Below are 22,953 nucleotides of genomic sequence, written 5' to 3' on the forward strand. Positions count from 1 at the left end.
CAATGCATGTTGGATTTGGCTGGCGTGGAGGTTTTCACATTCCCCGCGCCAGCTCCGCCGCATCGGTGAGCTGCAAAAACCGGTCGAGGATGTGGAAGTGGTCTTCAAAGAACTGGTCTTCCATGCCCGCGAGCGCGGCGATGGGCAGCCACTGCGCCTGCAGCGCGTCGTCGTCGGCCTGCACGGCGGGAAAAGGGGCGTTGCCGAGGTCGAAATAGTGCGCGTGCGTGATGGTGCGGCCGCGCTGGCTGCGTTCGGGGTGGTCGAAGACGTGCGCTTGGCGCAGCGCGGCGCGCAGGGCGGCCTCGGGCAGGGCGCAGTGCGTTTCTTCGGCGAGCTCGCGCAGGCACGATTGCCACAAAGTCTCTTTTTGCTCGATGAAGCCGCCGGGCACGGCGAGCTGGCCTTTGCCGGGCGCGTGCGCGCGGCGGATCACGAGCACGTGCTCCTGGCAGCGCAGCACGGCATCGACGGTGACGAATACGGGCGGGTAGGGCGCGCCGGCCCATGAGGCGCGGTAGTCGCGCAGCACGCGCCATTCGTGCTGCAGCGCGGCGTACTCTGGTTTTTGCGCAAAATCACGCAGAAAGGCAAGTGTGGCGGGCGGTATGTGCTCTTTCCATGGGAGCAAAGCGGCATCGACGGCGGCGAGGGTGGCGGCCGGGTCGGTGGCGGGATCGGCGAACAAGTCGGCGCTGCTGGGTGCGTCCGCTGCAGCGCTTGCGGGCGCAGCCGTGGCGGCGCCGAAGTAGGCGTCGCGCAGCGTGCTCGCATCGATGTCGCCCTGGCGCGGCAACGAAATCAGCGCCCAGCCGGGAAAGCTGCGCAGGTAGTTGCTCGTCGCGTCCTTGAAGTGGCCCACGAGCGCGATGCGCGCACCCGGTGCGGTCAGCGCGGCCACGCCGCGGCGCACGGCCTGCGCCCACACGGGTTCGTCGTAGTAGTCGCGCACGGGCAGCAGCTGCAGGCGAGCGCGCTCGGCTGCGGGCAGGGCCTGGCGCAGCATGTCGGCGCGCTCCTGCCACGTGAAGGGGTTGCGCGGCGAGCGCGCCTGCCAAGCCGAGCCTATGACCACGATCACCTGCCGCGCGCTGGCCAGCGCCTGGCGCAGCAGCGCGAGGTGCGCGTTGTGGACGGGCTCGAAGCGCCCGATGTAGATGGCGGTGTCGTAGGCTGCGGTCATGGGGAAGTGGTGGTGGATGGGCCGGTTGGGATGCACGGGTGCAGCGAATGCCGCTCACGCAGTCGCGAACGCCCGGCGCGCGCCGACGTAGCGGGGGCGAAAGTAGCTGCTTTCGAGTGAATCGCGGCGCACGGTGCCGCCGCTCGACGGTGCATGCACGAATTGCGCTTGCCCCACGTAAATGCCCATGTGCGAAAACAGCGCGCCGGTGGTGTTGAAAAACACCAGGTCGCCGCGCTGCAGTGCGTCGTCGTCCACCGGCTCGGTGGCTGCCGCCCATTCGGCGGTGCTGCGCGGCAGGCGGCGCGGCATCGCGCTGCCCTGGGCCACGTGGCTGAAGACGTAGTACACGAGGCCGCTGCAGTCAAAGCCGCCGTGCGGCGTGTTGCCGCCATAGGTGTAGGGCGTATTGATGACCAGCGTGGCGAGCGCCACAGCCTCCTCGCGGCCGCGCGGGTCGAGCTCCAGCGGCGGCTGCGTCGCGGGTGGGGGCATGCGGCTGGCGCGCGTCTGCCAGGGCGCGGCGCCGCTGGCGGCGTCACCGCTGCGGCGCGTGGGGCTGCTGCCGCAGCCGGCCAGCACGAGCGCGCCGAAAAAACCCAGGGCCAGCGGACGGCGGGCGATGGTCGTGTGCGGGTACGGGTGCTGCGGTGGCGTTGCCAAATGGACAGTCATTTTGGCCTCCAGTGCTGATGTATCAAGCGCTGGAAGCTATTTTGTCGATAGCTTCCAGCGTTGACAAGACTTTGGCGCTGGGGTTGTCGTTGCAGGCACCATGGCGCGCAAGCGGCCGCCGCGCCTCAAAGCCCTGCAGCGGCGCGCAGCAGCGCGGCTTTGTCGGTGCGCTCCCAGCTGAACTCGGGCTCTTCGCGGCCAAAGTGGCCGTAAGCGGCGGTTTTGCCGTAGATGGGGCGCTGCAGGTCGAGCATCTGGATGATGCCCTTGGGGCGCAGGTCGAAGTGTTCGCGCACGAGTTTGGCGATCTCGGCGTCGGGAAGGGCGCCCGTGCCTTCGGTGTAGATGGTGATGTTGATGGGCTCGGCCACGCCGATCGCGTACGAGACCTGGATCTGGCACTGGCGCGCCAGGCCCGCGGCGACGATGTTCTTGGCCACGTAGCGCGCGGCGTAGGCGGCCGAGCGGTCGACCTTGGTCGGGTCCTTGCCGCTGAAGGCACCACCGCCGTGCGGGCAGGCGCCGCCGTAGGTGTCGACAATGATTTTGCGCCCGGTCAGGCCGCAGTCGCCCTGCGGCCCGCCGATCACGAAGCGCCCCGTGGGGTTGATGAGGTAGCGCGTGCCCGCCAGCCACTCCTTGGGAAGCACGGGCTTGATGATTTCTTCGATCACGGCCTCGATGAAGCTCGGCTTCATTTTGGTGGGCGTCTCGGACTGGTCGGGGTGGTGCTGCGTCGAGAGCACCACGGTGTCTATGCTGTGCGGCTTGCCATCGACGTAACGCAGCGTGATCTGGCTCTTGGCGTCGGGGCGCAGAAAGGGCAGGCGCCCGTCCTTGCGCAGCTGCGCCTGGCGCTCGACCAGGCGGTGCGCGTAGTAGATGGGCGCGGGCATGAGCTCGGGCGTCTCGTCGCAGGCGTAGCCGAACATCAGGCCCTGGTCGCCGGCGCCGGTGTTGAGGTAGTCGTCGCTCGCATGATCGACGCCCTGCGCGATGTCGTTGCTTTGCTTGTCGTAGGCCACGAGCACGGCGCAGCCTTTGTAGTCGATGCCGAACGCGGTGTCGTCGTAGCCTATGCGGCGGATGGTGTCGCGCGCCACCTGGATGTAATCGACGTGCGCGTTGGTGCTGATCTCGCCGGCGAGCACCACCAGGCCGGTGTTGGTCAGCGTCTCGGCGGCCACGCGCGAGCGCGGGTCTTGTGCGAGGAGGGCGTCGAGGATGGCGTCGGAAATTTGGTCGGCGACCTTGTCGGGGTGGCCTTCGGAAACCGATTCGGACGTGAAGAGAAAGCTGTTCGCCAGTTCCATTGAATAAACTCCTGTGTTTGCGGCTTTTGGGGCGTTGCCCTCGGCTCACAGGAGCTGTGGCGAACGCTTTAGCAGATTTGTTTTACGTCGCCCTGCAAGTTGCTCATTTAACTCAGCGACCTTTTCATTCTAATGCTTCTTTTCTTGCGCTTTCTGGCCGTGCTGCCCTTGGGGTTGCTGCACGGCCTTGGGGCTTTGCTCGGTTGGGTGGTATTCGCCCTTTCGCCCACGTACCGCCGGCGTTTTCTGGAGAACGCGGCGCAGGCCGGGTATGCGTTCGCGCAGGTGCGCGCGGCCGTGGGCCATGCGGGGCGCATGGTGGCCGAACTGCCGCGCCTGTGGCTGGGCCGTCCGCCGCCTTGCACCATGCACGGCGCCGAGTGCATAGAGCGCGCCTGGGCTGCGGGGCGGGGCATCGTGTTCCTCACGCCGCACCTCGGCTGCTTCGAAATGTCGGTGCAGAGGGCGGCGCAGCGCTGGGGTGCCGATCACGGGCCGATCACGGTGCTGTACCGGCCCGCGCGCCAGGCCTGGCTTGCGCGCTTTCAGGAGACGGCGCGCAACCGCCCCGGCGTGCAGGCCGTGCCCACCACGCTCCCCGGCGTGCGCAGCATGATCCGGGTCTTGCGTCGCGGCGGCGCCGTGGGCCTGCTGCCCGACCAGGTGCCACCCGAAGGGCAGGGGCTGTGGGTGCCGTTTTTCGGCCGCCCGGCCTACACCATGACGCTCGCCGCGCGCCTCGTGCAGCAGACGGGCGCGGCCATCATCCTCGCGCGCTGCGAACGGCTTTCGTGGGGGCGCGGCTACGTGTTGTATGTGGAACCCGGCCCGCAGCTCGCACCGGACATGGAGGCCGCGCTGCGGCAGATCAACGAGGCCATGGAGCGGCTGATCCGCGCCTGCCCCGAGCAATACCTGTGGGGCTACGGGCGCTACAAAAAACCGCGTGTGGAACGGATGGAGGCTGCGGCATGATGCAGCAACAAGAAAAAAAGAAGACGGACAAAGGCTCGCTCGGCGGGCACCTGGGCGTGGCCTTCATGCATGTGCTCGCGCCGCTGCCGCTGCCCGTGCTGCGCGCGCTCGGCTGGGGCGTTGGCCAGGTGCTCTACGTGCTCGCGGCGCAGCGGCGCAAGATCGCACTGCGCAATCTGGAGCTGTGCTTTCCGCAGGTGCCGCCGCGCCAGCGCCGGCGCTGGGCGCGTGAGAGCTTCGTGGCGTTTTGCCAGACCTGGCTGGACCGCAGCTGGCTCTGGTTCGGCCCGCGCGCGCTGGTTGAGCGCCGCGTCCAGCTGCAAGGCGCGGTTCAAGAGCTCGAGGGCGACACGCCGACCATCATCTTCGCGCCGCATTTTTACGGCATGGACGCGGGCGGGCTTGCGCTGCCACTGCGCACGAGCCGCGCATTCACCTCGATTTTTTCCACGCACCCCAACCCCGCCATAGACGCCTGGCTGCGCGCGGGGCGCCAGCGCTTTGGCGACGTGCGCATGCTCAACCGCGCCGACGGCGTCAAACCCATCATCGCCAATCTGCGCCAGGGCGGCTTGCTGTATTTGTTGCCGGACATGGACTTTGGCGCCAAGGATTCGGTGTTCGTGCCCTTTTACGGCGTGCCCGCGGCTACCGTGCCTTCGCTGTCGCGCTTTGCGCGCCTGGGGCGGGCCAAGGTGGTGGGCATGTTCACGCGCATCACGCCCGAGGGCTACGTGGCCGAGCTCACGCCCGCCTGGCCCAACTTCCCGAGCGAGGACGTGGAAGCCGACACCGCCGAGATGAACCGGCGCCTGCAAAGCTACATCGACACCATGCCCGGCCAGTATTACTGGGTGCACCGGCGCTTCAAAACGCGTCCGCCAGGCGAACCGCCGGTTTATGAATGAAATTGGCCTCTAGCCAAGGCGGGACAAGCGCTGACAGCTATCGTTTTTGGGTTTTCAGGTGTCGTCCTCGGTGGGCTCCGGGGCGGGTGCGGCAGGCGCGGGTGACGTGGCCGGCGCCGCGGGCGCGTCCTGGGTCGTGGCCGGATGTGCCCATTGCCACAGCAGCTGCGCAACGTCTTCCACACCCTGCTTTTTGAGCGCAGAAAACAGCCGCACCTCGCCACCGCCAGCCTGCAGGCGCGTGATCGATAGCACCTTGGCCTGTTCGGCGCGCGTGAGTTTGTCGGCCTTGGTGAGCAGCACGAGGAACTTGAGCCCCTGCTCGACGCGCGGGCGCATGATTTCGAGCAGCGCCTCGTCGAGCTCGGTCAGCCCCAGGCGCGGATCGCACAGCAGCACGATGCCGCTCAGGCTCGCGCGGCTCACGAGGTAGTTCACCATCACCTGCTGCCAGCGCTGCTTGTCGCTGCGCGACACCGCGGCGTAGCCGTAGCCCGGCAGGTCGGCAAAAACGGCGTCGGTCACGCCCTGCCTGCCCAGCGCGAACAGATTGATGTGCTGCGTGCGCCCGGGCCGTTTGGAGGCAAAGGCCAGCTGCTTTTGCTGCGTCAGCGTGTTGATGCAGGTCGATTTGCCTGCATTCGAGCGGCCTACGAAGGCGATCTCGGGCACTTCGACGGGCGGCAACTGGTGCAGCTGCGCGGCGGTCGTGAAAAAGCGCGCGGTGTGCAGCCAGCCCATGGCGGTCTTGGCGTCGGGCAGCGCAGAGGCGGGTGCAGAGGCGGGTGCAGAGGCGGGTGCAGAGGCGGGTGCAGAGGCGGGTGCAGAGGCGGGTGCAGAGGCGGGTGCAGAGGCGGGTGCAGAGGGTGTAGCAGGGGCGGCTGCTTGCGGGGCGGGAGAATCGGTGGTCATGGGATCGAAGAAAGAATGGCGGCGCGCGCAAGCGGTGCATCGCGGCAAGGGGGCGGTGAGTGCAAGAAGGCCGGGGCTGCATTGTAGAATCGCCCCGTTTTGCGCATTCCTCCAACGATACAGACCCTCGACATATGAAGTTGCTCGCCTCCTTGCTGACGGCTGCCGCACTGGCAGCACCCGTTTTGCCGGCCTTCGCGGCGGGCGAATCCCCTGCAACGAAGCCCCGGGCCGCCAAGCCCGACCTGGCCAAGGGCGAAGCCAGCTTCGGTGCGGTGTGCGCGGCCTGCCACGCGGCGGACGGCAATTCGACCATTGCGGCCAACCCCAAGCTCGCGCAGCAGCACCCCGAATACCTGTTCAAGCAGTTGCAGGACTTCAAGTCCGGCAAGCGCAACAACGCCATCATGAAGGGCTTTGCCTCGGCCCTTTCCGAAGAAGAGATGAAAAACATCGCCTGGTGGGTGGCCTCCAAGCCCGCCAAGCCGGGCTTTGCGAAAGACAAAGACCTGGTGATGCTCGGCGAGCGCATCTACCGCGGTGGCATCGCCGACCGCCAGATCGCGGCCTGCGCCGGTTGCCACAGCCCCAACGGTGCCGGCATTCCCGTGCAATATCCGCGCCTGTCGGGCCAACATTCCGAGTATGTGGCCGCGCAGCTGATCGCCTTCCGCGATGGTGTGCGCACCAACAGCCCGCAGATGACGCAGGTCGCGGCCAAGCTCAACGACCGTGAAATCCGCGCCGTGGCCGATTACATCGCCGGCCTGCGCTGACAACCCCGACACCGCCGGCTGCGCTGGCGGCGCCGGAACCAAGCACACACGATAAGCTCCAAAAAGGGCAGGCCTGTTCGGATGAGGGCCGGCCCTTTTTGCTTTTGACCCTCGCTCAGCTTCCTCCTCTGCTCCATGTCTGAATCCACCCAGGGCGTGCGCCTGCGCCGCGGCTCCGAGGCTTTGCGCACTGGCATCGAGCTGCTGTCGTCGATGCGCTTTGCGATCGCGCTGCTCACGGTGATCTGCATTGCCTCGGTCATAGGCACCGTGCTCAAGCAGCACGAACCGGCGGCGAATTACGTCAACCAGTTCGGGCCGTTCTGGGCCGAGCTGTTCTTGACGCTGCGCCTCAACACCATTTACAGCGCGTGGTGGTTTTTGCTGATTTTGGCGTTTTTGGTGCTCAGCACCTCGCTGTGCATCGCGCGCAACACGCCCAAGATTCTGGCCGACCTCAAGACCTACAAAGAAAACATCCGCGTGCAAAGCCTGCGCGCCTTCCACCACCGGGCCGAGGCCGACCTGCCCGAAACGCCCGAGGCCGCCGCGCAACGCATAGGCCAGCAGCTCGCGCGCAAGGGCTGGAAGGTGCGTCTGCAGCAGCGCGCGCCGGTGGGGCCAACAGGCGAGGGCGCGGCGGGCGCGGGCTGGATGGTCGCAGCCAAGGCCGGCGCCGCGAACAAGATCGGCTACATCGCCGCGCACAGCGCCATCGTGCTGATCTGCCTGGGCGGCCTGTTCGACGGCGACCTGATCGTGCGTGCGCAAATGCTGCTCGGCGGCAAGACGCCGTACCGCGGCGGCGGTTTGATTTCCGAGGTGCCGGCCGAGCATCGCCTCTCTGCAAGCAACCCGACCTTCCGCGGCAACCTGCTCGTGGCCGAGGGCACGCAGTCCGACACGGCCATTTTGAGCCAGTCGGACGGCGTGCTGCTGCAGGAGCTGCCGTTTGCGATCGAGCTCAAGAAGTTCATCGTCGAGCATTACTCCACGGGCATGCCCAAGCTGTTCGCGAGCGAGATCGTGATCCATGACAAGGCCACGGGCGCGCAAGTGCCCGCGCGCGTCGAGGTCAACCACCCCGCGAGCTACCGCGGCATCGAGATTTACCAGTCGAGCTTCGACGACGGCGGCTCGCGCCTCAAGCTTCACGCCTACCCCATGGGCGCGAACGTCGCGCCCTTCGACCTCGAAGGCGTGGTCGGCGGCTCGGCGCGGCTCGACCGCGTGGCCGCGCATGGCGCCGGCAATGCCGCGCTGCAAACCCTGACCGTGGAATTCACCGCGCTGCGCACCATCAACGTGGAGAATTTTGGCAACCCCGGCGGCTCGGGCGCCGACGCGCGCAAGGTCGATCTGCGCGCTTCGATCGAAGAACGTCTGGGCGCCGCGAACAAGGCCGGCAAGCCCAAGGAGCTGCGCAACGTGGGCCCGAGCGTGGGCTACAAGCTCCGCGACGCGGCCGGGCAGGCGATCGAATTCCACAACTACATGCTGCCCGTCGATCTGGGCGACGGCGTGCCGGTGTTTCTGCTCGGCGTGCGCACGCGCACCGACGAGCCCATGCGCTACCTGCGCATTCCGGCCGACGAGCAAGGGCGCATGGACGGCTTCATGCGCCTGCGCGCCGCGCTGGCCGACCCCGAGGCGCGCGCGCAGGCCGTGCAGCGCTACGTGGCCAAGGCGCTCGAGGCCGCGCGCCCCGAACTCGCGCAGCAACTCACGCAGTCCGCCGCGCGCGCGCTCGCGCTGTTTGCGGGCGATGACGGTCAGGCGTCCGCGCACGGTGCGCCACAGGGCACAGCACGCGGCGGGCTGCAGGCGGTGTCTGACTTCATTGAGGCCAACGTGCCCGAGGCCGAGCGCGGCAAGGCCGCTGAGGTGCTGGTGCGCATCCTCAACGGCAGTCTGTTCGAGCTGCTGCAGCTCACGCGCGAGCGCGCCGGGCTCGCGCCGCTTGCCGCCGACGAGCACGCCCGCGCCTTCATGACGCAGGCCGTGCTCGCGCTCAGCGACGCGCAAAATTACCCGGCGCCGTTCGCGCTCGAGCTCACGGACTTCACCCAGGTGCAGGCCAGCGTGTTCCAGGTTGCGCGTGCCCCTGGCAAGAACGTTGTCTATCTGGGTTGCGCTTTGCTGATTTTGGGCGTTTTTGCCATGCTCTACGTGCACGAGCGGCGCGTGTGGGTCTGGCTTGCGCCGCACGGCGATGCAAACGGCCCGGCGCCAGGGCAAGAGGCTGCGCGCACGCACGCCACCATGGCGCTGTCGAGCAACCGCAGAACCATGGACGGCGACCGGGAGTTTGCCCAGCTCGCAGAGCAACTGATAGGGGCGCGGCCCCAGGAAGGCAAGGCATGAACAGCACGACCACGGTAAAGATTTCTCCCGCTGGCGGCGCACCCCAAGGGGTGGCCGGCACCGGAGTGCAGCGGGACTTGCACGAGGGCTTTTTGGCGCGGCGCAGCGCCTTCGACTGGGTTTTCGCCGTGCTCGCGGTGCTCGGCGGCGCGTTCGCCCTGCAGCGCTACGGCAGCGCCATGGACATCTATGAAAAAGGCATCACGGTCGCCGCCGTGCCTGGCGCGATCTGGCTCGGCTGGTTCTGGCGCCCGCTGCGCGTGCTGATGCTGGTCGTGGCGGCGGCCTCGCTGCTTGCGATCGGGCTGTACCAGCAGGGTGGCGCGGGCGACTTGGCGCGCGCCGATCAGGTGTTTGGCCTCAAATACTTCCTTTCGAGCCAGTCGGCCATCCTCTGGATGAGCATGCTGTTTTTTGCGAGCACGGCGTTTTACTGGATCGGCATGTTCGCGCGCGGCGCGGCAGGCGAGACCATGTCGCTGATCGGCTCGCGCCTGGCCTGGACAGGCGTCACCATGGCTTTGATAGGCACCATGGTGCGCTGGTACGAAAGTTACCTGCTGGGCAGCGACATCGGGCATATCCCGGTGAGCAATCTTTATGAAGTGTTCGTGCTCTTTTGCTGGCTCACGGCGCTGTTTTACCTGTATTTCGAGGCGCACTACGGCACGCGCGCGCTCGGCGGCTTCGTGATGCTGGTGGTCAGCGCGGCCGTCGGCTTTTTGCTCTGGTACACCGTGGCGCGCGAGGCGCAGGAAATCCAGCCGCTCGTGCCCGCGCTCAAGAGCTGGTGGATGAAGCTGCACGTGCCTGCCAACTTCATCGGTTACGGCACTTTTGCGCTCTCGGCCATGGTGGCGTTTGCCTACCTCGTCAAACAGAGCGCGCAGGAACTGCGCTGGTACAAGCTTGCGCCCCTGTGGCTGCTCGGTGTGGTGCTGTGCTTCGAGCCGTTGGTGTTTCGCCGTGGCGCGGGCGCGCAGGGCAGCGCGTACTGGATGGTGTATTTCGGCATTTCCGCGCTGATCGTTGCGGGCATATTGCTTGGGCGCCGGCGCATCGCGGCGCGCCTGCCCGCGCTCGAAGTGCTCGACGACCTGATGTACAAGGCGATCGCCGTGGGTTTCGCGTTTTTCACGATCGCCACGGTGCTTGGCGCGCTCTGGGCGGCCGAGGCCTGGGGCGGCTACTGGAGCTGGGACCCGAAGGAAACCTGGGCGCTGATCGTCTGGCTCAATTACGCCGCCTGGCTGCACATGCGCCTCATGAAGGGCCTGCGCGGCACAGTCTCAGCCTGGTGGGCGCTTGGCGGGCTGGTCGTGACGACCTTTGCCTTCATCGGCGTCAATATGTTCCTCAGCGGTTTGCACAGCTACGGCACTCTGTAGAAGGTCGATCGCTGCTTTCTCTGAGGCTACGTCAAGGGGGGAAAGGGGGCTTGCCATGGCGATGTTTCACGGTACACGCGACTTTCCGCAACCGCTGCCGTCCGAGATCACCCCGCGCGCAGTGTATGAAAACCGCCGCGCCTTGCTGCGCGGTCTGGCAACGGGCGCTGCGGGCGCCACCCTGGCCGCCTGGGCGGGCCGCACGGCATTGGCGCAGGCGCAGCGCCCCGGCAAGCTCGCACCGCTCGCCGCCGTGCCCTCCAGGGTGTCCGGCGCCATGGTGCTCGACAAGCCCACGCGCTACCAGGACGCCACCAGCTACAACAATTTCTACGAGTTTGGCACCGACAAGGACGACCCCGCGCGCAACGCCCACACTTTGCGCATCAGCCCCTGGAGTGTGGAGGTCGAAGGACTAGTGCACAAACCCGGTCGCTTTGGCGTCGAAGACTTGCTCAAACTCAGCACCCTCGAAGAGCGCGTGTACCGGCTGCGCTGCGTCGAAGGCTGGTCCATGGTCATCCCCTGGGTCGGCTATTCGCTGGCGGCCCTGATAGCGCGCGTGCAGCCGCTGGGTAGCGCGAAATACGTGGAATTCGTCACACTGGCCGACAAGGCGACCATGCCCTTCGTGGGCGCGCGCATCCTCGACTGGCCTTACCTCGAGGGCTTGCGGCTCGACGAGGCGCTGCATCCGCTCACGCTGCTGGCCTTCGGCATGTACGGTGAGGTGCTGCCCAAGCAAAACGGCGCCCCCGTGCGCCTCGTGGTGCCGTGGAAGTACGGCTTCAAGAGCGCCAAGAGCATCGTCAAGATCCGCTTCACCGAGCGCGAGCCCGCCACGGCCTGGGTCAAGGCCGCGCCGCAGGAGTATGGCTTTTATGCCAACGTCAACCCCGACGTCGATCACCCGCGCTGGAGCCAGGCCACCGAGCGGCGCATTGGCGAAGGCGGCTTGTTCGCACCCAAGCGCAAGACCCTGCCGTTCAACGGCTATGCCGAGCAGGTGGCGCAGCTGTATGCCGGCATGGACTTGCGCCGGTTTTTCTGATCGCCGTGGTGCAGCAGAGCACGGCAACGAGGGCGGCTATGCGAACGGGAGCGCGGCCTCCATGGCTGCACCCGGCCGCCAAGCCGCTGGTGTTCGTGCTGTGCGCGCTGCCTTGCGCGTGGCTCCTTTTCGCAGCGCTGACGGATGGGCTCGGCGCCAACCCCGCAGAGGCTTTGATCCGCGCCACGGGTGACTGGACTTTGCGCGCGCTGTGCCTGGTGCTCGCCGTGACCCCGCTGCGCGTGCTCACGGGCACGCCGGCGCTCGCGCGCTTTCGGCGCATGCTGGGGCTATGGGTGTTTTGCTACGCCGTGCTGCACTTCGTGTGCTACGCCGTGCTCGACCAGGGGCTCGACGTGCAGACCATCTTGCGCGACGTGGTCAAGCGGCCGTTCATCCTCGTGGGCAGCCTGGCGCTGGTGTTGCTGACCCTGCTCGCCGCCACCTCGACCCAACGCGCCATGCGGGCGCTGGGCGGGCGCCGCTGGCAGGCCCTGCACCGCGCGGTCTATGCGGTGGCGGCGCTGGCGCTGCTGCATTTTTTCTGGATGCGCGCGGGCAAGCGCAACTTTGCCGAAGTGGCCGTCTATGCCCTGATCCTTGGCCTCTTGCTGGGCTGGCGCCTGGGCCACGCCTGGTGGCGCAGGCGGCGGGCTGCCGGTGGCGCAAACTAGCCGCTATGTTATCAATAGCCAATTGCGCTTGATACACCTGGGTTTGAGCCCATTTCCGCTCAAAATTATCCATTGACCGAACGCAGCGCCGGGCGCATCTGGCGCGTAACCGGGTCGATGAAGGCGGTGGGGTACTGGTAGGCGCGGTCGTCGAACAGGTCGATGCCGCACATGAGGTTTTCGATCCAGTCGAAAAAGTCGCTGATCGCCTGCTTGCCCATGATGGGCGCGCCGTGCTGCGGCACCAGCATGGCGATGTCGAGCTGGCGCGCCATGCGTGCCCACAAGCGCAGGATCTTGTTCGACACCATGTAGCGGCGGTGGAAGGCCTCCATGCGCGGGATGTGCGCCTGCAGGTCGGTCACGGGCACGCGCGCCTCGGCCCCCGACATCATCGACACGCCCAGATCGCCCGTGAACAGGATGCGGCTCACCGGGTCGTAAAAGTGGAAATTGCCCTCGGCGTGCATGAAGTGCGCGGGCAGAATCACGAGTTCGTGCCGGCCCAGCGGCAGGTGGCCGCCGCCGTCGGGCACGCCGATCACGCGGTTTTCGGTCTTGCCGACTTTGGTGAAGTGCGGTGCGAACCGTTCCCACAGCCGCGAAATCACGAGCAAAGCCTTGGTGCTGGTCATCCAGCGGTCGAGCGAGGCGATGATGTCCGGGTCGGCGTGCGACGCGATCAGGTACGACAGCTTGTGCGGCGGAAAGTGCCGCGTCATGCCCATGAACAGTTCGTTGAAGGCCAGATTGCCGCCGGGGTCGATCACGGCGCCGGTGTCGTCGTCCACGATCAGAAACTGGTTGGCCTGCACTGCCTGCCCGTCATCCTCGATGAGGTCGGTGAACATCAAGCAGGCGTGATTCTTGTCACGGTAAAGTTCCAATGGGGTCATGGGTTGCTCGGTGTTTGCGAGAACAAGTGTAGTGTTTGATGCTTGATGCGACAAATAAAACCGATGGATTTTTGGTCTGGGCAAGGCGCAAACCGCAGCGATACCGGGTGGTATCGCGAGGATTTGCAACGCGGCCTAGGCCTAAAAGATGCGGTTTTATGTCGCAGATAGCGTCGAACACTACACTAGGAGCCTGTCGGACTTTGGGCGTCGAAAGCGAGAATGTGCCCCAGCGAGGCCAGTTTTTGCCGGATTCGCAGCCCCATAGTGGTGCTATGGGGCAAGAAGCCGGTAAAAAATGGGCCGCTGCGGCGCATTCGCAGCCGACGATTCGAAAGTCCGACAGGCTCCTGAAGCACTGTAGAACGCTCACGCAGATGGTGATTGATCAATGTCAATCATTCTCTGAAGTCCTGCCCGCTTCCTGTGCATGCCCGCTCGGCGCGCCACAGACCGGGCAGCCTGGCTGGCGCGGCACGCGCAGACTGCTCCATTCCATGCTGCGGCCGTCGAGCATCAGTAGGCGCCCCGCGAGGGAAGGGCCTACGCCCGCGAGCAGCTTGAGCGCTTCGGCGGCCTGCATGGCGCCGATCACGCCCACGAGCGGGGCAAAGACGCCCATGGTCGCGCAGCGCGCTTCCTGCGGCGTGGCGTCGGGGGCGAACAGGCAGGCATAGCAGGGCGATAGCGCATCGTGCGGGTCGCGCACGGTGATCTGCGCGTCGAAACGGATCACCGCACCCGTCACGAGCGGCACGCCGTGGCGCACGCAGGCGGCGTTCACGGCCTGGCGCGTGGCGTAGTTGTCGCTGCAGTCGAGCACCACCGACGCCGTGGGCACGAGGCGCGCGAGCAGCGCGGCGTCGGCGCGCGCCTGCACGGGCGTGACCTGCACCTCGGGGTTGAGCGCGGTGATCGCCTGTGTGGCCGATTGCACCTTGGGCTGACCCACGCGCGCAGTGGTGTGGGCGATCTGGCGCTGCAGGTTGGTCAGATCGACCTCGTCGTCATCGACCAGCGTGATGCGTCCGACGCCGGCCGAGCCGAGGTACAGCGCCGCGGGCGAGCCCAGCCCGCCGGCGCCGATCAGCAGCGCGTGGCCCGCGAGGATGCGCTCCTGGCCCGCGATGCCGACCTCGTCGAGCAGGATGTGGCGCGAATAGCGCAGGAGTTGCTCGTCGGTCATGGCGAAACGTAGGAGGAACGAAAAAGGCCGCAGAGAGCTGCGACCTTTTGCCGCAGGCTTGCGCTTATTCGTCCTGCTCCTTCTTTTCTTCCTTGCGCTCGGTCAGGGTTTTGCTGACCTTGACGGGCAGGCCCTTGAGCTGGTTCAGCGCCTGGCGCAGCTGGAAGTCCTTGTCGCTGCCGAACTCGGGCAGTTTGCGTTCGGCATCGGGCTTCTTGGCTTCGCATTCGAGGCGTTTGAGGGCTTCCTCGCGCGCCTGTTCGCGCGCTTGCTCCTCCATTTTTTCGGTGGTCTGCGCTTTGTCTTTGCCGCCGCTCTTTTCCTGGCCATTGTCCAGGTGCTTGTCGAGGTCGGCCTCGCGCACGCGCAGTGCAGCGAAGAGATTGCCCTCCTCGGACTCATCGACCATGATGTCGGGCACGATGCCCTTGGCCTGGATGGAGCGGCCGCTGGGCGTGTAGTAGCGCGCCGTGGTGAGCTTGATGCCCGTGTCCGGCCCCAGTGGGCGCACGGTTTGCACCGAGCCTTTGCCGAAGGTCTGGCTGCCCATGATGATGGCGCGCTTGTGGTCTTGCAAGGCGCCTGCGACGATCTCGCTCGCCGAGGCCGAGCCTTCATTGACGAGCACGACCAGCGGTACGGTCTTGAGTGCCACCGGCAGGCGCCTCAGCGGATCGGGGCTGCCGCGGCGCGCGTAGAACTCTGGCGAAGCCTTGTACGTGGCCTTGCTCTCGGGCAGCTGGCCATTCGTGCTGACCACGGTCACATCGGCTGGCAAGAAGGCTGCGGCGATCGCCACGGCCGCGTCGAGCAGGCCACCGGGGTCGTTGCGCAGATCGAGCACCATGCCTTTGAGTTGCGGCTCCTGCTGGTAAATCTCCTGCACCTTGCGCACGAAGTCTTCCACCGTGCGTTCCTGGAACTGCGACAGGCGCACCCACGCGTAGCCGGGCTCGACGATCTTGCTCTTGACCGACTGGGTCTTGATTTCCTCGCGCGTGATGGTCACGGTGAAGGTGCGGCCCTCGTCCTTGCGGAAGATGGTGAGCTTGACCTTGGTGTTGGGCTCGCCGCGCATGCGCTTGACGGCTTCGTTGAGCGAGAGGCCCTTGACGGCGGTGTCGTCGATCTTGGTGATGAGGTCGTTGGTCTTGAGCCCGGCGCGAAACGCGGGCGAGCCTTCGATGGGCGAGACGACCTTCACGAGCCCGTCTTCCTGCGTGATCTCTATCCCGACGCCGACGAAGCGGCCCGAGGTGCCTTCGCGAAATTCCTTGAAGGATTTTTTGTCGAAATATTGCGAATGCGGATCGAGCCCGCTGACCATGCCAGAGATCGCGTCGGTGATGAGCTTTTTGTCATCGACGGGATCGACGTAGTCGGTCTTGATCAGGCCGAACACGGCCGAGAGCTGCTGGATTTCCTCGAGCGGCAACGGCGCCATGGCGTTGCGCGCCATGGTCTGCAGCGACACCGTGGTGAGCGCGCCGGCGAGGGCGCCGACCGAGATCCATCCAGCGATTTTGAGTTTGTGGCCCATAAAAAACCTTTTACCGATCCGAAGCATGCAATGGTGAAATCCAAGGGAAGAGCTGTGTTTGCATAGCGGTGCACATTGTGCGGGTTTTTCGCCACACTTGCCTGCCCTGCAGGGTCCATTGGCGTTGGTTTTACTGCGGGTTTACACCCCGGCTTACCCCCCGGCACCTAGCCCTCGGCTCGACTCCTGTCGGCGGCGCTCGTCGTCAGCCCTTGCCCTGCGCGACCACCGCCGCAGCTGCCTGCGCGACGGCCTGCGCGTCACCGAGGTAATAGTGGCGCAGCGGCTTGAGATCGGCGTCGAGCTCATAGACCAGCGGGATGCCGTTGGGAATGTTCAAGCCCACGATGTCGGTGTCGGAGATGCCGTCGAGGTACTTGACCAGCGCGCGGATCGAGTTGCCATGCGCTGCAACCACCACGCGCTGGCCGGCACGGATCGCCGGGGCCATGGTTTCGTTCCAGAACGGCAGCACGCGCGCCACCGTGTCCTTGAGGCATTCGGTCAGCGGCACTTCGTGGGGCGCGAGGCCCGCGTAGCGCCGGTCGGTGCGTTCGCAGCGCGGGTCGTCGGGGGTGAGCGCGGGCGGCGGCGTGTCATAGCTGCGGCGCCAGATCAGCACCTGCTCGTCGCCGTATTGTTTGGCCATCTCGGCCTTGTTCAAGCCCTGCAGCGCGCCGTAGTGGCGCTCGTTGAGGCGCCAGCTCTTGACCACAGGCAGCCAGGTGCAGTCCATTTCGTCGAGGCAATACCACAACGTGTGGATCGCGCGCTTGAGCACGCTGGTGTAGGCCAGGTCGAATGCGTAGCCCTCGGCGCGCAGCAGCTTGCCCGCGGCCATGGCCTGCGCGACGCCCGCGGGCGTGAGGTCTACGTCGGTCCAGCCGGTGAAGCGGTTTTCGAGGTTCCACAGCGATTCGCCGTGGCGGATCAGGACGAGTTTGTGCATGGTTTCTTGCGGGCCAGTGAACGGGTCAAAAACCGGGCATTTTAGAATCCCGCTGGTTCTCACCTGCTGAGGGAATTTTTTGTGCAATTCATCATCGACAACTGGTACCTGATTTTCATCGCCCTGGTCTCGGGCGGCTTGCTGTTTTTGCCCATGCTGCGCAATGCTGGCGGCGGCATCTCGCCGCAGCAGGCGGTGCAGCTCATGAACCGCGAAAAAGCCGTGGTCATCGACGTGTGCGAGCCCGGCGAATTTGCCGCGGGCCATGTGAACGGCGCCAAGAACGTGCCGCTTGCCCAGCTGCAAGAGCGCCTGCCCACCGTGGTGAAGAACAAGTCCGCGCCCATCGTTCTGGTGTGCGCGAGCGGCATGCGCGCGCGCGGCGCAGCGGCCATTGCGCGCAAACTCGGCTATGAAAACGCCCAGGTGCTCGCCGGCGGCCTCAAAGCCTGGCGCGAAGCCGGGCTGCCCATCGCCAAAGAAAAAGCCTGATCTGCCCCAACCTCTTTTAGCGAAAGACCACCATGCAAGCCGTGAAGATGTACACCACCGCCGTCTGCCCTTACTGCGTGCGCGCCAAGCAGATACTGCAGTCCAAGGGCGTGCAGCAGATCGAGGAAATCCGCGTGGACACCGACCCTGCGGCACGCCAGCACATGATGGAGATCACCGGCCGGCGCACCGTGCCGCAGATTTTCATTGGCGACACGCACGTGGGCGGCCACGATGACCTCGTGGCGCTGGACGCGCGCGGCGGCCTGATGCCGCTGCTCGAGGGCCAGCCGGCGGCCTGAACCTCATACGCCGTACATGCCGTGTGCGCCCCATGCACTGCGGCATGATGCGGAATAGACACGCCGCGATTGCATAATGCCGCCGGCGCGGATGCCGGCGCATACGCCCAACCCGCCCGCCCGCCATGGCATTCGCCCCCGGCGGGCATCGTTTCGCTTCACTTTCACGAAAAGACCCCACCATGGCCGACCAAGACACCCCCGTTTTCCAAATTCAGCGCGTCTATCTCAAGGACATGTCGCTCGAGCAGCCCAACTCGCCCGGCATCCTGCTCGACCAGAGCCAGCCTACGGTGGACATCCAGCTCGGCGTCGAGGCCACGCCCGTGAGCGATGGCATCATCGAAGTCGCCGTGACGGCCAACGTGCACACGCGCATCGACGACCGCACGGTGTTCCTGGTCGAAGCCAAGCAGGCCGGCATTTTTGAAATCCGCAACCTGCCCGAAGAGCAGATGGGGCCGGTGCTGGGCATCGCCTGCCCGCAAATCGTCTATCCCTACCTGCGCGGCAACGTCGCCGACATCATCACGCGCGCCGGCTTTCCGCCCGTGCACCTCGCGGAAATCAACTTCCAGGCCATGTACGAGCAGCAGCAGGCGCAGGCGGCTGGTGGCATGGCGCAGTAAAAAATTTTCACCGTTTTGGCCTTTTGCGCTGATGCAGCAAGCGCAAGCAGCTATGAAAATAGTAGTTTTCGGCGCCGGCGCCTGGGGCACGGCGTTGGCCATGAACGCGGCGCGCCATCCTGCGGGGCATGCGGTCACACTGTGGGCGCGCAACGCGCAGCAGGTGGCCGACATGCAGGCGCGGCGCGAAAACCTGCGCTACCTGCCGGGCGTGCCGCTGCCCGAGAACCTGGCACTGGCGCAAGGCGACGCGCTGCAGTGCGCGCGCGATGCCGATCTGCTCATCGTCGCCACGCCCATGGCCGCGCTGCGCTCGTTTCTGGCGCTGCTGCGCGATTGCCCAGTGCCGCTCGCCTGGCTGTGCAAAGGCTTCGAGGCCGCAGCTGCGGATTCGGGCTCTTTTGGGCTGTTAGCCCATGAAATATGTGCCCAGGTAGCTCCTGATTTGAAAGCAGGCGCGCTCAGCGGCCCGAGCTTTGCGCAGGAGGTTGCTCAAGGCAAGCCGACGGCGCTGGTGGCCGCGAGCGCGCACGCATCGGTGCGCCACACGCTGGTGCAGGCCTTTCATGGCCCGAGCCTGCGCGTGTATGCGAACGACGACCTCGTCGGTGTCGAAATCGGCGGCGCCGTGAAAAACGTGCTCGCGATCGCGGTGGGCCTGTGCGACGGCCTGCAACTGGGCCTGAACGCGCGCGCCGCGCTAATCACGCGCGGCTTGGCCGAGATGACGCGCTTGGGTCTGGCGCTGGGCGCGCGCAGCGAAACCTTTCTGGGCCTGGCGGGCGTGGGCGACCTCGTGCTCACGTCCACGGGCGACCTCTCGCGCAACCGCCGCGTGGGCCTGCTGCTCGCGCAGGGGCAGAGCCTGCCGCAGGCCGTGGCCTCGCTGGGCCACGTGGCCGAGGGCGTCTATTCCGCACACACCGCCGTGCAGCGTGCGCGCAGCCTGGGGGTGGAAATGCCCATCGCCGAAACCGTGGTGTCCCTGCTCGAAGGCCGCCTGCACGCCGCCGCCGCCGTCGCGCTGCTCATGGAGCGCGAGCCGCGCGCCGAGCCCGAGCGCGGGTGAGCCCCGCGCTACAGAGCGCTATCCCAAGCCCCGGCCGTGCGCGCGCCGCTGCGTGCCTTGACCGTCGACAGTCAAGTGCGTCAAAAACGATTCCACTTGAGGCGCCAATCTCCGCAGGGTGGCGCTTGCCATGAAACCGGATGAACCGCTTCGCCCAATGGACACCTAACCTCTCATTCCAGCGGACCGCCGCAAGCGGCGTCCGCTGAATTCAAACGCTGGCGTCTCAGTAATGGAAACGCAACTGAGCTATTTGGATTTGCTCGCCCTCAACCCGATACACCATGCGGTGCTCGTCCGTGATGCGGCGTGACCAAAATCCTGAGAGGGCATGTTTCAGTGGCTCTGGCTTTCCGACACCGCTGAAAGGTTCACGCTGCGTCTCGCGAATCAGTTTGTTGATCCGCTCCACCATCTTTCGATCCTGCTTCTGCCAATACAAGTAGTCTTCCCACGCCTCGTCTGCGAAGACCAGTTTCACTTGGCCAGCTCCCGCTCAATACCCTTGCCAGCGTCCAGTTGCGCTACCGCCGCAAGAAGACGCTTTGCGTTGGCCGGCGTGCGCAGAAGATAGGCAGTTTCTTCCAGCGCCTTGTAATCTTCAAGCGAGAGCATCACAACCGATTGCTCTCCGTTGCGCGTGATAATCAACGCTTCGTGGTCGTTGCAAACGCGGTCCATCGCGCTCGCCAAGTTCGCTCGGACCGTCGTGTAGGTAATCGCATCCATTTTGGGGCTCCTTATGTGTACGATTAACTGTACATGATGACCGCCCCCTTGTCTATCAGCCTGTCGGACTTTGGGCGTCGAAAGCGAGAATGCGCCGCAGCCGACGATCCCAAAGTCCGACAGGCTCCTAGTGCCGGCCGCCGTCGCCCCCCGCGTGCGGTTTACGCCGCCGAAAGACGCGGCAGCGCCATGCTTTCGTGCAGGTTTTGCTCGAGCGCGAGCAGCTCTTCCACGGTCTGGCGGCGGCGGATCAGGCGTGCCTGGTCGCCGTCGACGAGCACTTCGGCCGCGAGCGGGCGCGTGTTGTAGTTCGAGGACATGCTCGCGCCATACGCGCCGGTGTCGTGGATCACGAGCAGGTCGCCCACCTGCGCGGGCGGCAGCGGGCGCGGCAGCAGCACGCCGCCTTCGCCCTGCGTGAACACGTCGCCCGACTCGCACAGCGGCCCCGCAACCACCGTGGTGCGGCTTCCTGGCGGCGTGCTGCCGTCCGGGCGCAGCACGCTCATCGCGTGGTAGCTGCCGTACATCGCGGGGCGCAGCAGCTCGGTGAAGCCCGCATCGACGAGCGTGAAATGCGTGCTGCCCGCGTGCTTGGTGGCACGCACTTCGCACAGCAGCACGCCCGATTCGGCCACCAGGTAGCGGCCGGGCTCCACCTCGAGCCCGAGCGCATGACCCACGATGGCCTCGGCCTCGCGCCGCGCGGCGTCCCACAGGCTGTGGTAGTGCTGCGTATCGACCGCGGCGTCGCCCTCGCGGTAGGGCGTCGAGAGGCCGCCGCCGGCCGAGATCGCGTGCACGTCGTGCCCCGCGGCGTGCGTGGCGCGCACGAGTTCGACCATGGCGCCGCACACCTGCGCGAGGTGCGCGTAGTCCACGCCCGAGCCTATGTGCATGTGCAGGCCGACGAGCGCGAGGCCGTGTGCGCGCACCGCCGCGAGCGCCGCGCCCAGGTCGGCGTGCCAGATGCCGTGCTTGCTGTGCTCGCCGCCGGTGTTGGTCTTGTTGCTGTGGCCGTGGCCGAAGCCGGGGTTGATGCGCAGCCACACCGGATGCCCGGGCGCGGCGCGGCCCAACTGGTGCAGCATGTCGATCGAGCCCGCGTTCACCGGCACGCCCTGCGCCACCACGCATGCGAGCGTGGCGTGGTCGAGCACGTCGGCGGTGAAGACGATTTCGGCCGCAGCCGCGCGCGCCGCGTCGCCGCGCACACGCTCGGCCGTATGGCCCGCGGTATAGCCGGCTGCGAGCGCGCGCAGCACCTCGCCGCGCGAGACCGCATCGACACGCACGCCCTGCGCGCGCATGAGTTGCAGGATGTGCAGGTTGGAGCAGGCTTTTTGCGCGTAGCGCACAGTCTCGAACGCCGCCAGCGCGGCGATGCGCGCGCGGATGGTGGCCGCGTCATAGACCCACAAAGGCGTGCCAAAGCGCGCCGCCAGCGTGGTGAGTTGCGCTGCAGAAAAAGGGATGGACATGGAATTTCCCGAAAATCCAAAACCCTGAATCATGCCTTTTTTCGGCCTCGCTGCGTGCACGAAAAAGAGGCAATCTGCTGCGCCGCCCGGCAAATCAAGGGCTTGCCGCAGCCATACAGCACAAGCCAAAACTTATCCACATGCTTGTCCCAAGACGCGCTGGATAAGCCGCTGCCCACCTGCTGAAAATTTTGGCAATGCGTTGTTTTTGTTGAAAAATCAATGGCTTGCAAACGCCGTACAGGGCTTGTTCGGGTTTATCCACAGATTTGTGCAGCCCGTGCGGGGATAAGCATTCATGCGTGCGCTGCGTCTCCTTGGCTCAGCGCCCCCAGTGCCCCAGCAGCGCATTGACCAGCCCGCCGCCCAGCACCAGCCAAACGAACAGCAGCGCGGCCAGTGCCAGTGGGCGGCTGCCGGCGCGGCGGATGGCGCTGGCGTGCGTGCTCAGGCCCAGCGCGCCCATGGCCATGGCCAGCAGCAGGTTGTCCAGCGCGAGCAGCATTGCCCTGGGCGCGGCCGGCAGCAGCGGCAGCGAGTTGAGCAGCGCCACCAGCACAAAGCCCAGCGCAAACCACGGGATCGTGATGCGGCTGCGGGCGCTGGCATCGGCCGTCGGCCCGCTTGCTGTGATGGGCGCGACCACAGGCGCACGGGCGCCGACACGCACGCCGCGGCGCGCCACGGCCCAAGACAACGCCAGCAGAAAAGGCGCCAGCAGCATCACGCGGATCATCTTGGTGATTACCGCGTGATCGGCTGCGGTTTCGCTCACGGCGCGGCCCGCGCCCACCACCTGCGCCACCTCGTGCACGGTGGAGCCCACGTACACGCCGTAGGCCGCATCGCCCGCGCCCAGCGAAGCCAGCCATGGGTGCAGCAGCGGGTAGCCGAACATGCCCAGCGTGCCGAACACCATTACCGTGGCCACTGCCACGGCCACCTTGTCGCCGCGCGCCTGAAGCACCGGCTCGGTGGCCAGCACGGCGGCCGCGCCACAGATCGAGCTGCCGGCGCCAATCAGGATCGCCGTCTGCCCGTCGATGCGCAGCCAGCGGCCCAGCCAGACTGCCAGGCCAAAGGTGCTCGTGAGCATGATCACGTCGATCAGCACGCCTGACCAGCCGACTTGCCCCATCTGCTGCAGCGTGATGCGCAGGCCGAACAGGATGATGCCCAGGCGCAGCAGTCGCTGCTTGGCGTAGTCCACACCCATGCCGCAGCGGGTTTGCAGGGCCGGGTACACCGTATTGCCCAGCACGATGCCACCGACGATCGCCAGCGTCAGTGCCGACAGGCCCCAGCGCGCCACCCACGGTTGTTGGGCCAGCCAGGCGGCGGCCAAAGCCAGCACGAGCGTGAGCACGAGGCCAGGGGCACGCTGGCGCAGCGGCCGCATCCAGGGGGAAGGGGGAGTCGAGACAGGGTGGTGGGTAGGCTCAGGCATGGGCGCAATCCTGT

Annotated in this window: 24 protein-coding genes; 11 read left to right on the forward strand and 13 right to left on the reverse strand. The window is 66.3% G+C overall.

Features of this window, described 5'->3' with window-relative positions; translation table 11 throughout:
- Positions 1 to 34 precede the first annotated feature (34 nt).
- From DFR45_RS10300 to metK, 3 genes are all read right to left on the reverse strand, one after another.
- On the reverse strand, positions 35 to 1,183 hold the full coding sequence (locus tag DFR45_RS10300; protein WP_114483661.1) for a bifunctional nicotinamide-nucleotide adenylyltransferase/Nudix hydroxylase: 1,149 nt from the start codon (positions 1,181 to 1,183) through the stop codon (positions 35 to 37).
- Positions 1,184 to 1,237: 54 nt separating this feature from the next.
- Positions 1,238 to 1,858, reverse strand: coding sequence for a C40 family peptidase (locus DFR45_RS10305; RefSeq protein ID WP_114483662.1), 621 nt, complete (start codon positions 1,856 to 1,858; stop codon positions 1,238 to 1,240).
- 125 nt (positions 1,859 to 1,983) lie between these two features.
- On the reverse strand, positions 1,984 to 3,165 hold the full coding sequence (gene metK, locus DFR45_RS10310) for a methionine adenosyltransferase (protein ID WP_114483778.1): 1,182 nt from the start codon (positions 3,163 to 3,165) through the stop codon (positions 1,984 to 1,986).
- A 138-nt stretch (positions 3,166 to 3,303) separates the two neighbouring features.
- Between metK and DFR45_RS10315 the strand changes: the two genes are divergently transcribed.
- Positions 3,304 to 4,146, forward strand: a complete 843-nt coding sequence (locus tag DFR45_RS10315; protein ID WP_114483663.1) for a lysophospholipid acyltransferase family protein — start codon at positions 3,304 to 3,306, stop codon at positions 4,144 to 4,146.
- The gene (locus DFR45_RS10320) at positions 4,146 to 5,054 is read left to right on the forward strand and encodes a lysophospholipid acyltransferase family protein (RefSeq protein ID WP_114483779.1); all 909 of its coding nucleotides are present in this window, start codon (positions 4,146 to 4,148) and stop codon (positions 5,052 to 5,054) included. The genes DFR45_RS10315 and DFR45_RS10320 overlap by 1 nt, the downstream gene beginning before the upstream one ends.
- 54 nt (positions 5,055 to 5,108) lie before the next feature.
- Here DFR45_RS10320 and yihA read toward each other — a convergent pair whose 3' ends face one another.
- Entirely contained in the window at positions 5,109 to 5,795 is a 687-nt protein-coding gene (gene yihA, locus DFR45_RS10325; protein WP_114483664.1) for a ribosome biogenesis GTP-binding protein YihA/YsxC, read from the reverse strand.
- A gap of 305 nt (positions 5,796 to 6,100) precedes the next feature.
- Here yihA and DFR45_RS10330 point away from each other — a divergent pair, with 305 nt between their 5' ends.
- The 5 genes from DFR45_RS10330 (at position 6,101) to DFR45_RS10350 (ending at position 12,219) form a co-directional block, all read left to right on the forward strand.
- Entirely contained in the window at positions 6,101 to 6,742 is a 642-nt protein-coding gene (locus DFR45_RS10330) for a c-type cytochrome (RefSeq protein ID WP_114483665.1), read from the forward strand.
- A 135-nt stretch (positions 6,743 to 6,877) separates the two neighbouring features.
- Positions 6,878 to 9,106 (forward strand): cytochrome c biogenesis ResB family protein, encoded by a 2,229-nt coding sequence (locus DFR45_RS10335; protein ID WP_114483666.1) that lies wholly within the window; start codon positions 6,878 to 6,880, stop codon positions 9,104 to 9,106.
- The gene (gene ccsB / locus DFR45_RS10340; RefSeq protein WP_114483667.1) at positions 9,103 to 10,494 is read left to right on the forward strand and encodes a c-type cytochrome biogenesis protein CcsB; all 1,392 of its coding nucleotides are present in this window, start codon (positions 9,103 to 9,105) and stop codon (positions 10,492 to 10,494) included. Before DFR45_RS10335 ends, ccsB begins: the two co-directional genes overlap by 4 nt.
- Before the next feature lie 61 nt (positions 10,495 to 10,555).
- The gene (msrP, locus tag DFR45_RS10345) at positions 10,556 to 11,545 is read left to right on the forward strand and encodes a protein-methionine-sulfoxide reductase catalytic subunit MsrP (protein ID WP_114483780.1); all 990 of its coding nucleotides are present in this window, start codon (positions 10,556 to 10,558) and stop codon (positions 11,543 to 11,545) included.
- A gap of 38 nt (positions 11,546 to 11,583) precedes the next feature.
- A complete protein-coding gene (locus tag DFR45_RS10350) occupies positions 11,584 to 12,219 on the forward strand; it encodes a protein-methionine-sulfoxide reductase heme-binding subunit MsrQ (protein ID WP_114483781.1) in 636 nt (211 codons plus the stop codon).
- Between the two features lie 65 nt (positions 12,220 to 12,284).
- On the opposite strand, the gene DFR45_RS10355 is transcribed toward DFR45_RS10350, so the two are convergent.
- The 4 genes from DFR45_RS10355 to gpmA all read right to left on the reverse strand — a co-directional run bounded on the left by DFR45_RS10355 (position 12,285) and on the right by gpmA (position 16,790).
- The gene (locus DFR45_RS10355) at positions 12,285 to 13,115 is read right to left on the reverse strand and encodes an oxygen-binding di-iron domain-containing protein (protein ID WP_114483668.1); all 831 of its coding nucleotides are present in this window, start codon (positions 13,113 to 13,115) and stop codon (positions 12,285 to 12,287) included.
- A 394-nt stretch (positions 13,116 to 13,509) separates the two neighbouring features.
- Positions 13,510 to 14,301 (reverse strand): HesA/MoeB/ThiF family protein, encoded by a 792-nt coding sequence (locus DFR45_RS10360; RefSeq protein WP_114483669.1) that lies wholly within the window; start codon positions 14,299 to 14,301, stop codon positions 13,510 to 13,512.
- A 64-nt stretch (positions 14,302 to 14,365) separates the two neighbouring features.
- Positions 14,366 to 15,841, reverse strand: coding sequence for a S41 family peptidase (locus tag DFR45_RS10365; RefSeq protein ID WP_114483670.1), 1,476 nt, complete (start codon positions 15,839 to 15,841; stop codon positions 14,366 to 14,368).
- A gap of 205 nt (positions 15,842 to 16,046) precedes the next feature.
- Positions 16,047 to 16,790, reverse strand: coding sequence for a 2,3-diphosphoglycerate-dependent phosphoglycerate mutase (gene gpmA, locus DFR45_RS10370; protein WP_114483671.1), 744 nt, complete (start codon positions 16,788 to 16,790; stop codon positions 16,047 to 16,049).
- An 81-nt stretch (positions 16,791 to 16,871) separates the two neighbouring features.
- Here gpmA and DFR45_RS10375 point away from each other — a divergent pair, with 81 nt between their 5' ends.
- The 4 genes from DFR45_RS10375 (at position 16,872) to DFR45_RS10390 (ending at position 19,282) form a co-directional block, all read left to right on the forward strand.
- Positions 16,872 to 17,282: a rhodanese-like domain-containing protein gene (locus tag DFR45_RS10375; RefSeq protein ID WP_114483672.1), complete on the forward strand. Its 411-nt coding sequence runs from the start codon at positions 16,872 to 16,874 to the stop codon at positions 17,280 to 17,282.
- A gap of 32 nt (positions 17,283 to 17,314) precedes the next feature.
- Positions 17,315 to 17,584, forward strand: a complete 270-nt coding sequence (gene grxC, locus DFR45_RS10380) for a glutaredoxin 3 (protein ID WP_114483673.1) — start codon at positions 17,315 to 17,317, stop codon at positions 17,582 to 17,584.
- Positions 17,585 to 17,766: 182 nt separating this feature from the next.
- Positions 17,767 to 18,213, forward strand: coding sequence for a protein-export chaperone SecB (gene secB / locus DFR45_RS10385; RefSeq protein WP_114483674.1), 447 nt, complete (start codon positions 17,767 to 17,769; stop codon positions 18,211 to 18,213).
- A 52-nt stretch (positions 18,214 to 18,265) separates the two neighbouring features.
- Positions 18,266 to 19,282 (forward strand): NAD(P)H-dependent glycerol-3-phosphate dehydrogenase, encoded by a 1,017-nt coding sequence (locus tag DFR45_RS10390; protein WP_114483675.1) that lies wholly within the window; start codon positions 18,266 to 18,268, stop codon positions 19,280 to 19,282.
- A 226-nt stretch (positions 19,283 to 19,508) separates the two neighbouring features.
- Here the strand turns inward: DFR45_RS10390 and DFR45_RS10400 are convergent, their stop codons facing one another.
- From DFR45_RS10400 to DFR45_RS10415, 5 genes are all read right to left on the reverse strand, one after another.
- Positions 19,509 to 19,763 (reverse strand): Txe/YoeB family addiction module toxin, encoded by a 255-nt coding sequence (locus DFR45_RS10400; protein ID WP_114483676.1) that lies wholly within the window; start codon positions 19,761 to 19,763, stop codon positions 19,509 to 19,511.
- Positions 19,760 to 20,011, reverse strand: coding sequence for a type II toxin-antitoxin system Phd/YefM family antitoxin (locus DFR45_RS10405; protein ID WP_114483677.1), 252 nt, complete (start codon positions 20,009 to 20,011; stop codon positions 19,760 to 19,762). Before DFR45_RS10405 ends, DFR45_RS10400 begins: the two co-directional genes overlap by 4 nt.
- A gap of 161 nt (positions 20,012 to 20,172) precedes the next feature.
- Positions 20,173 to 21,492, reverse strand: a complete 1,320-nt coding sequence (gene lysA, locus DFR45_RS10410) for a diaminopimelate decarboxylase (RefSeq protein WP_114483678.1) — start codon at positions 21,490 to 21,492, stop codon at positions 20,173 to 20,175.
- Between the two features lie 29 nt (positions 21,493 to 21,521).
- The gene (locus DFR45_RS14385; protein WP_144686958.1) at positions 21,522 to 21,725 is read right to left on the reverse strand and encodes a hypothetical protein; all 204 of its coding nucleotides are present in this window, start codon (positions 21,723 to 21,725) and stop codon (positions 21,522 to 21,524) included.
- Positions 21,726 to 21,814: 89 nt separating this feature from the next.
- Complete coding sequence (locus DFR45_RS10415) at positions 21,815 to 22,939, reverse strand: YeiH family protein (RefSeq protein ID WP_114483679.1); 1,125 nt, start codon at positions 22,937 to 22,939, stop codon at positions 21,815 to 21,817.
- Positions 22,940 to 22,953 lie beyond the last annotated feature (14 nt).

Origin of the sequence: Extensimonas vulgaris, from assembly GCF_003337425.1 — a bacterium.
Lineage (GTDB): Bacteria > Pseudomonadota > Gammaproteobacteria > Burkholderiales > Burkholderiaceae_C > Extensimonas > Extensimonas vulgaris.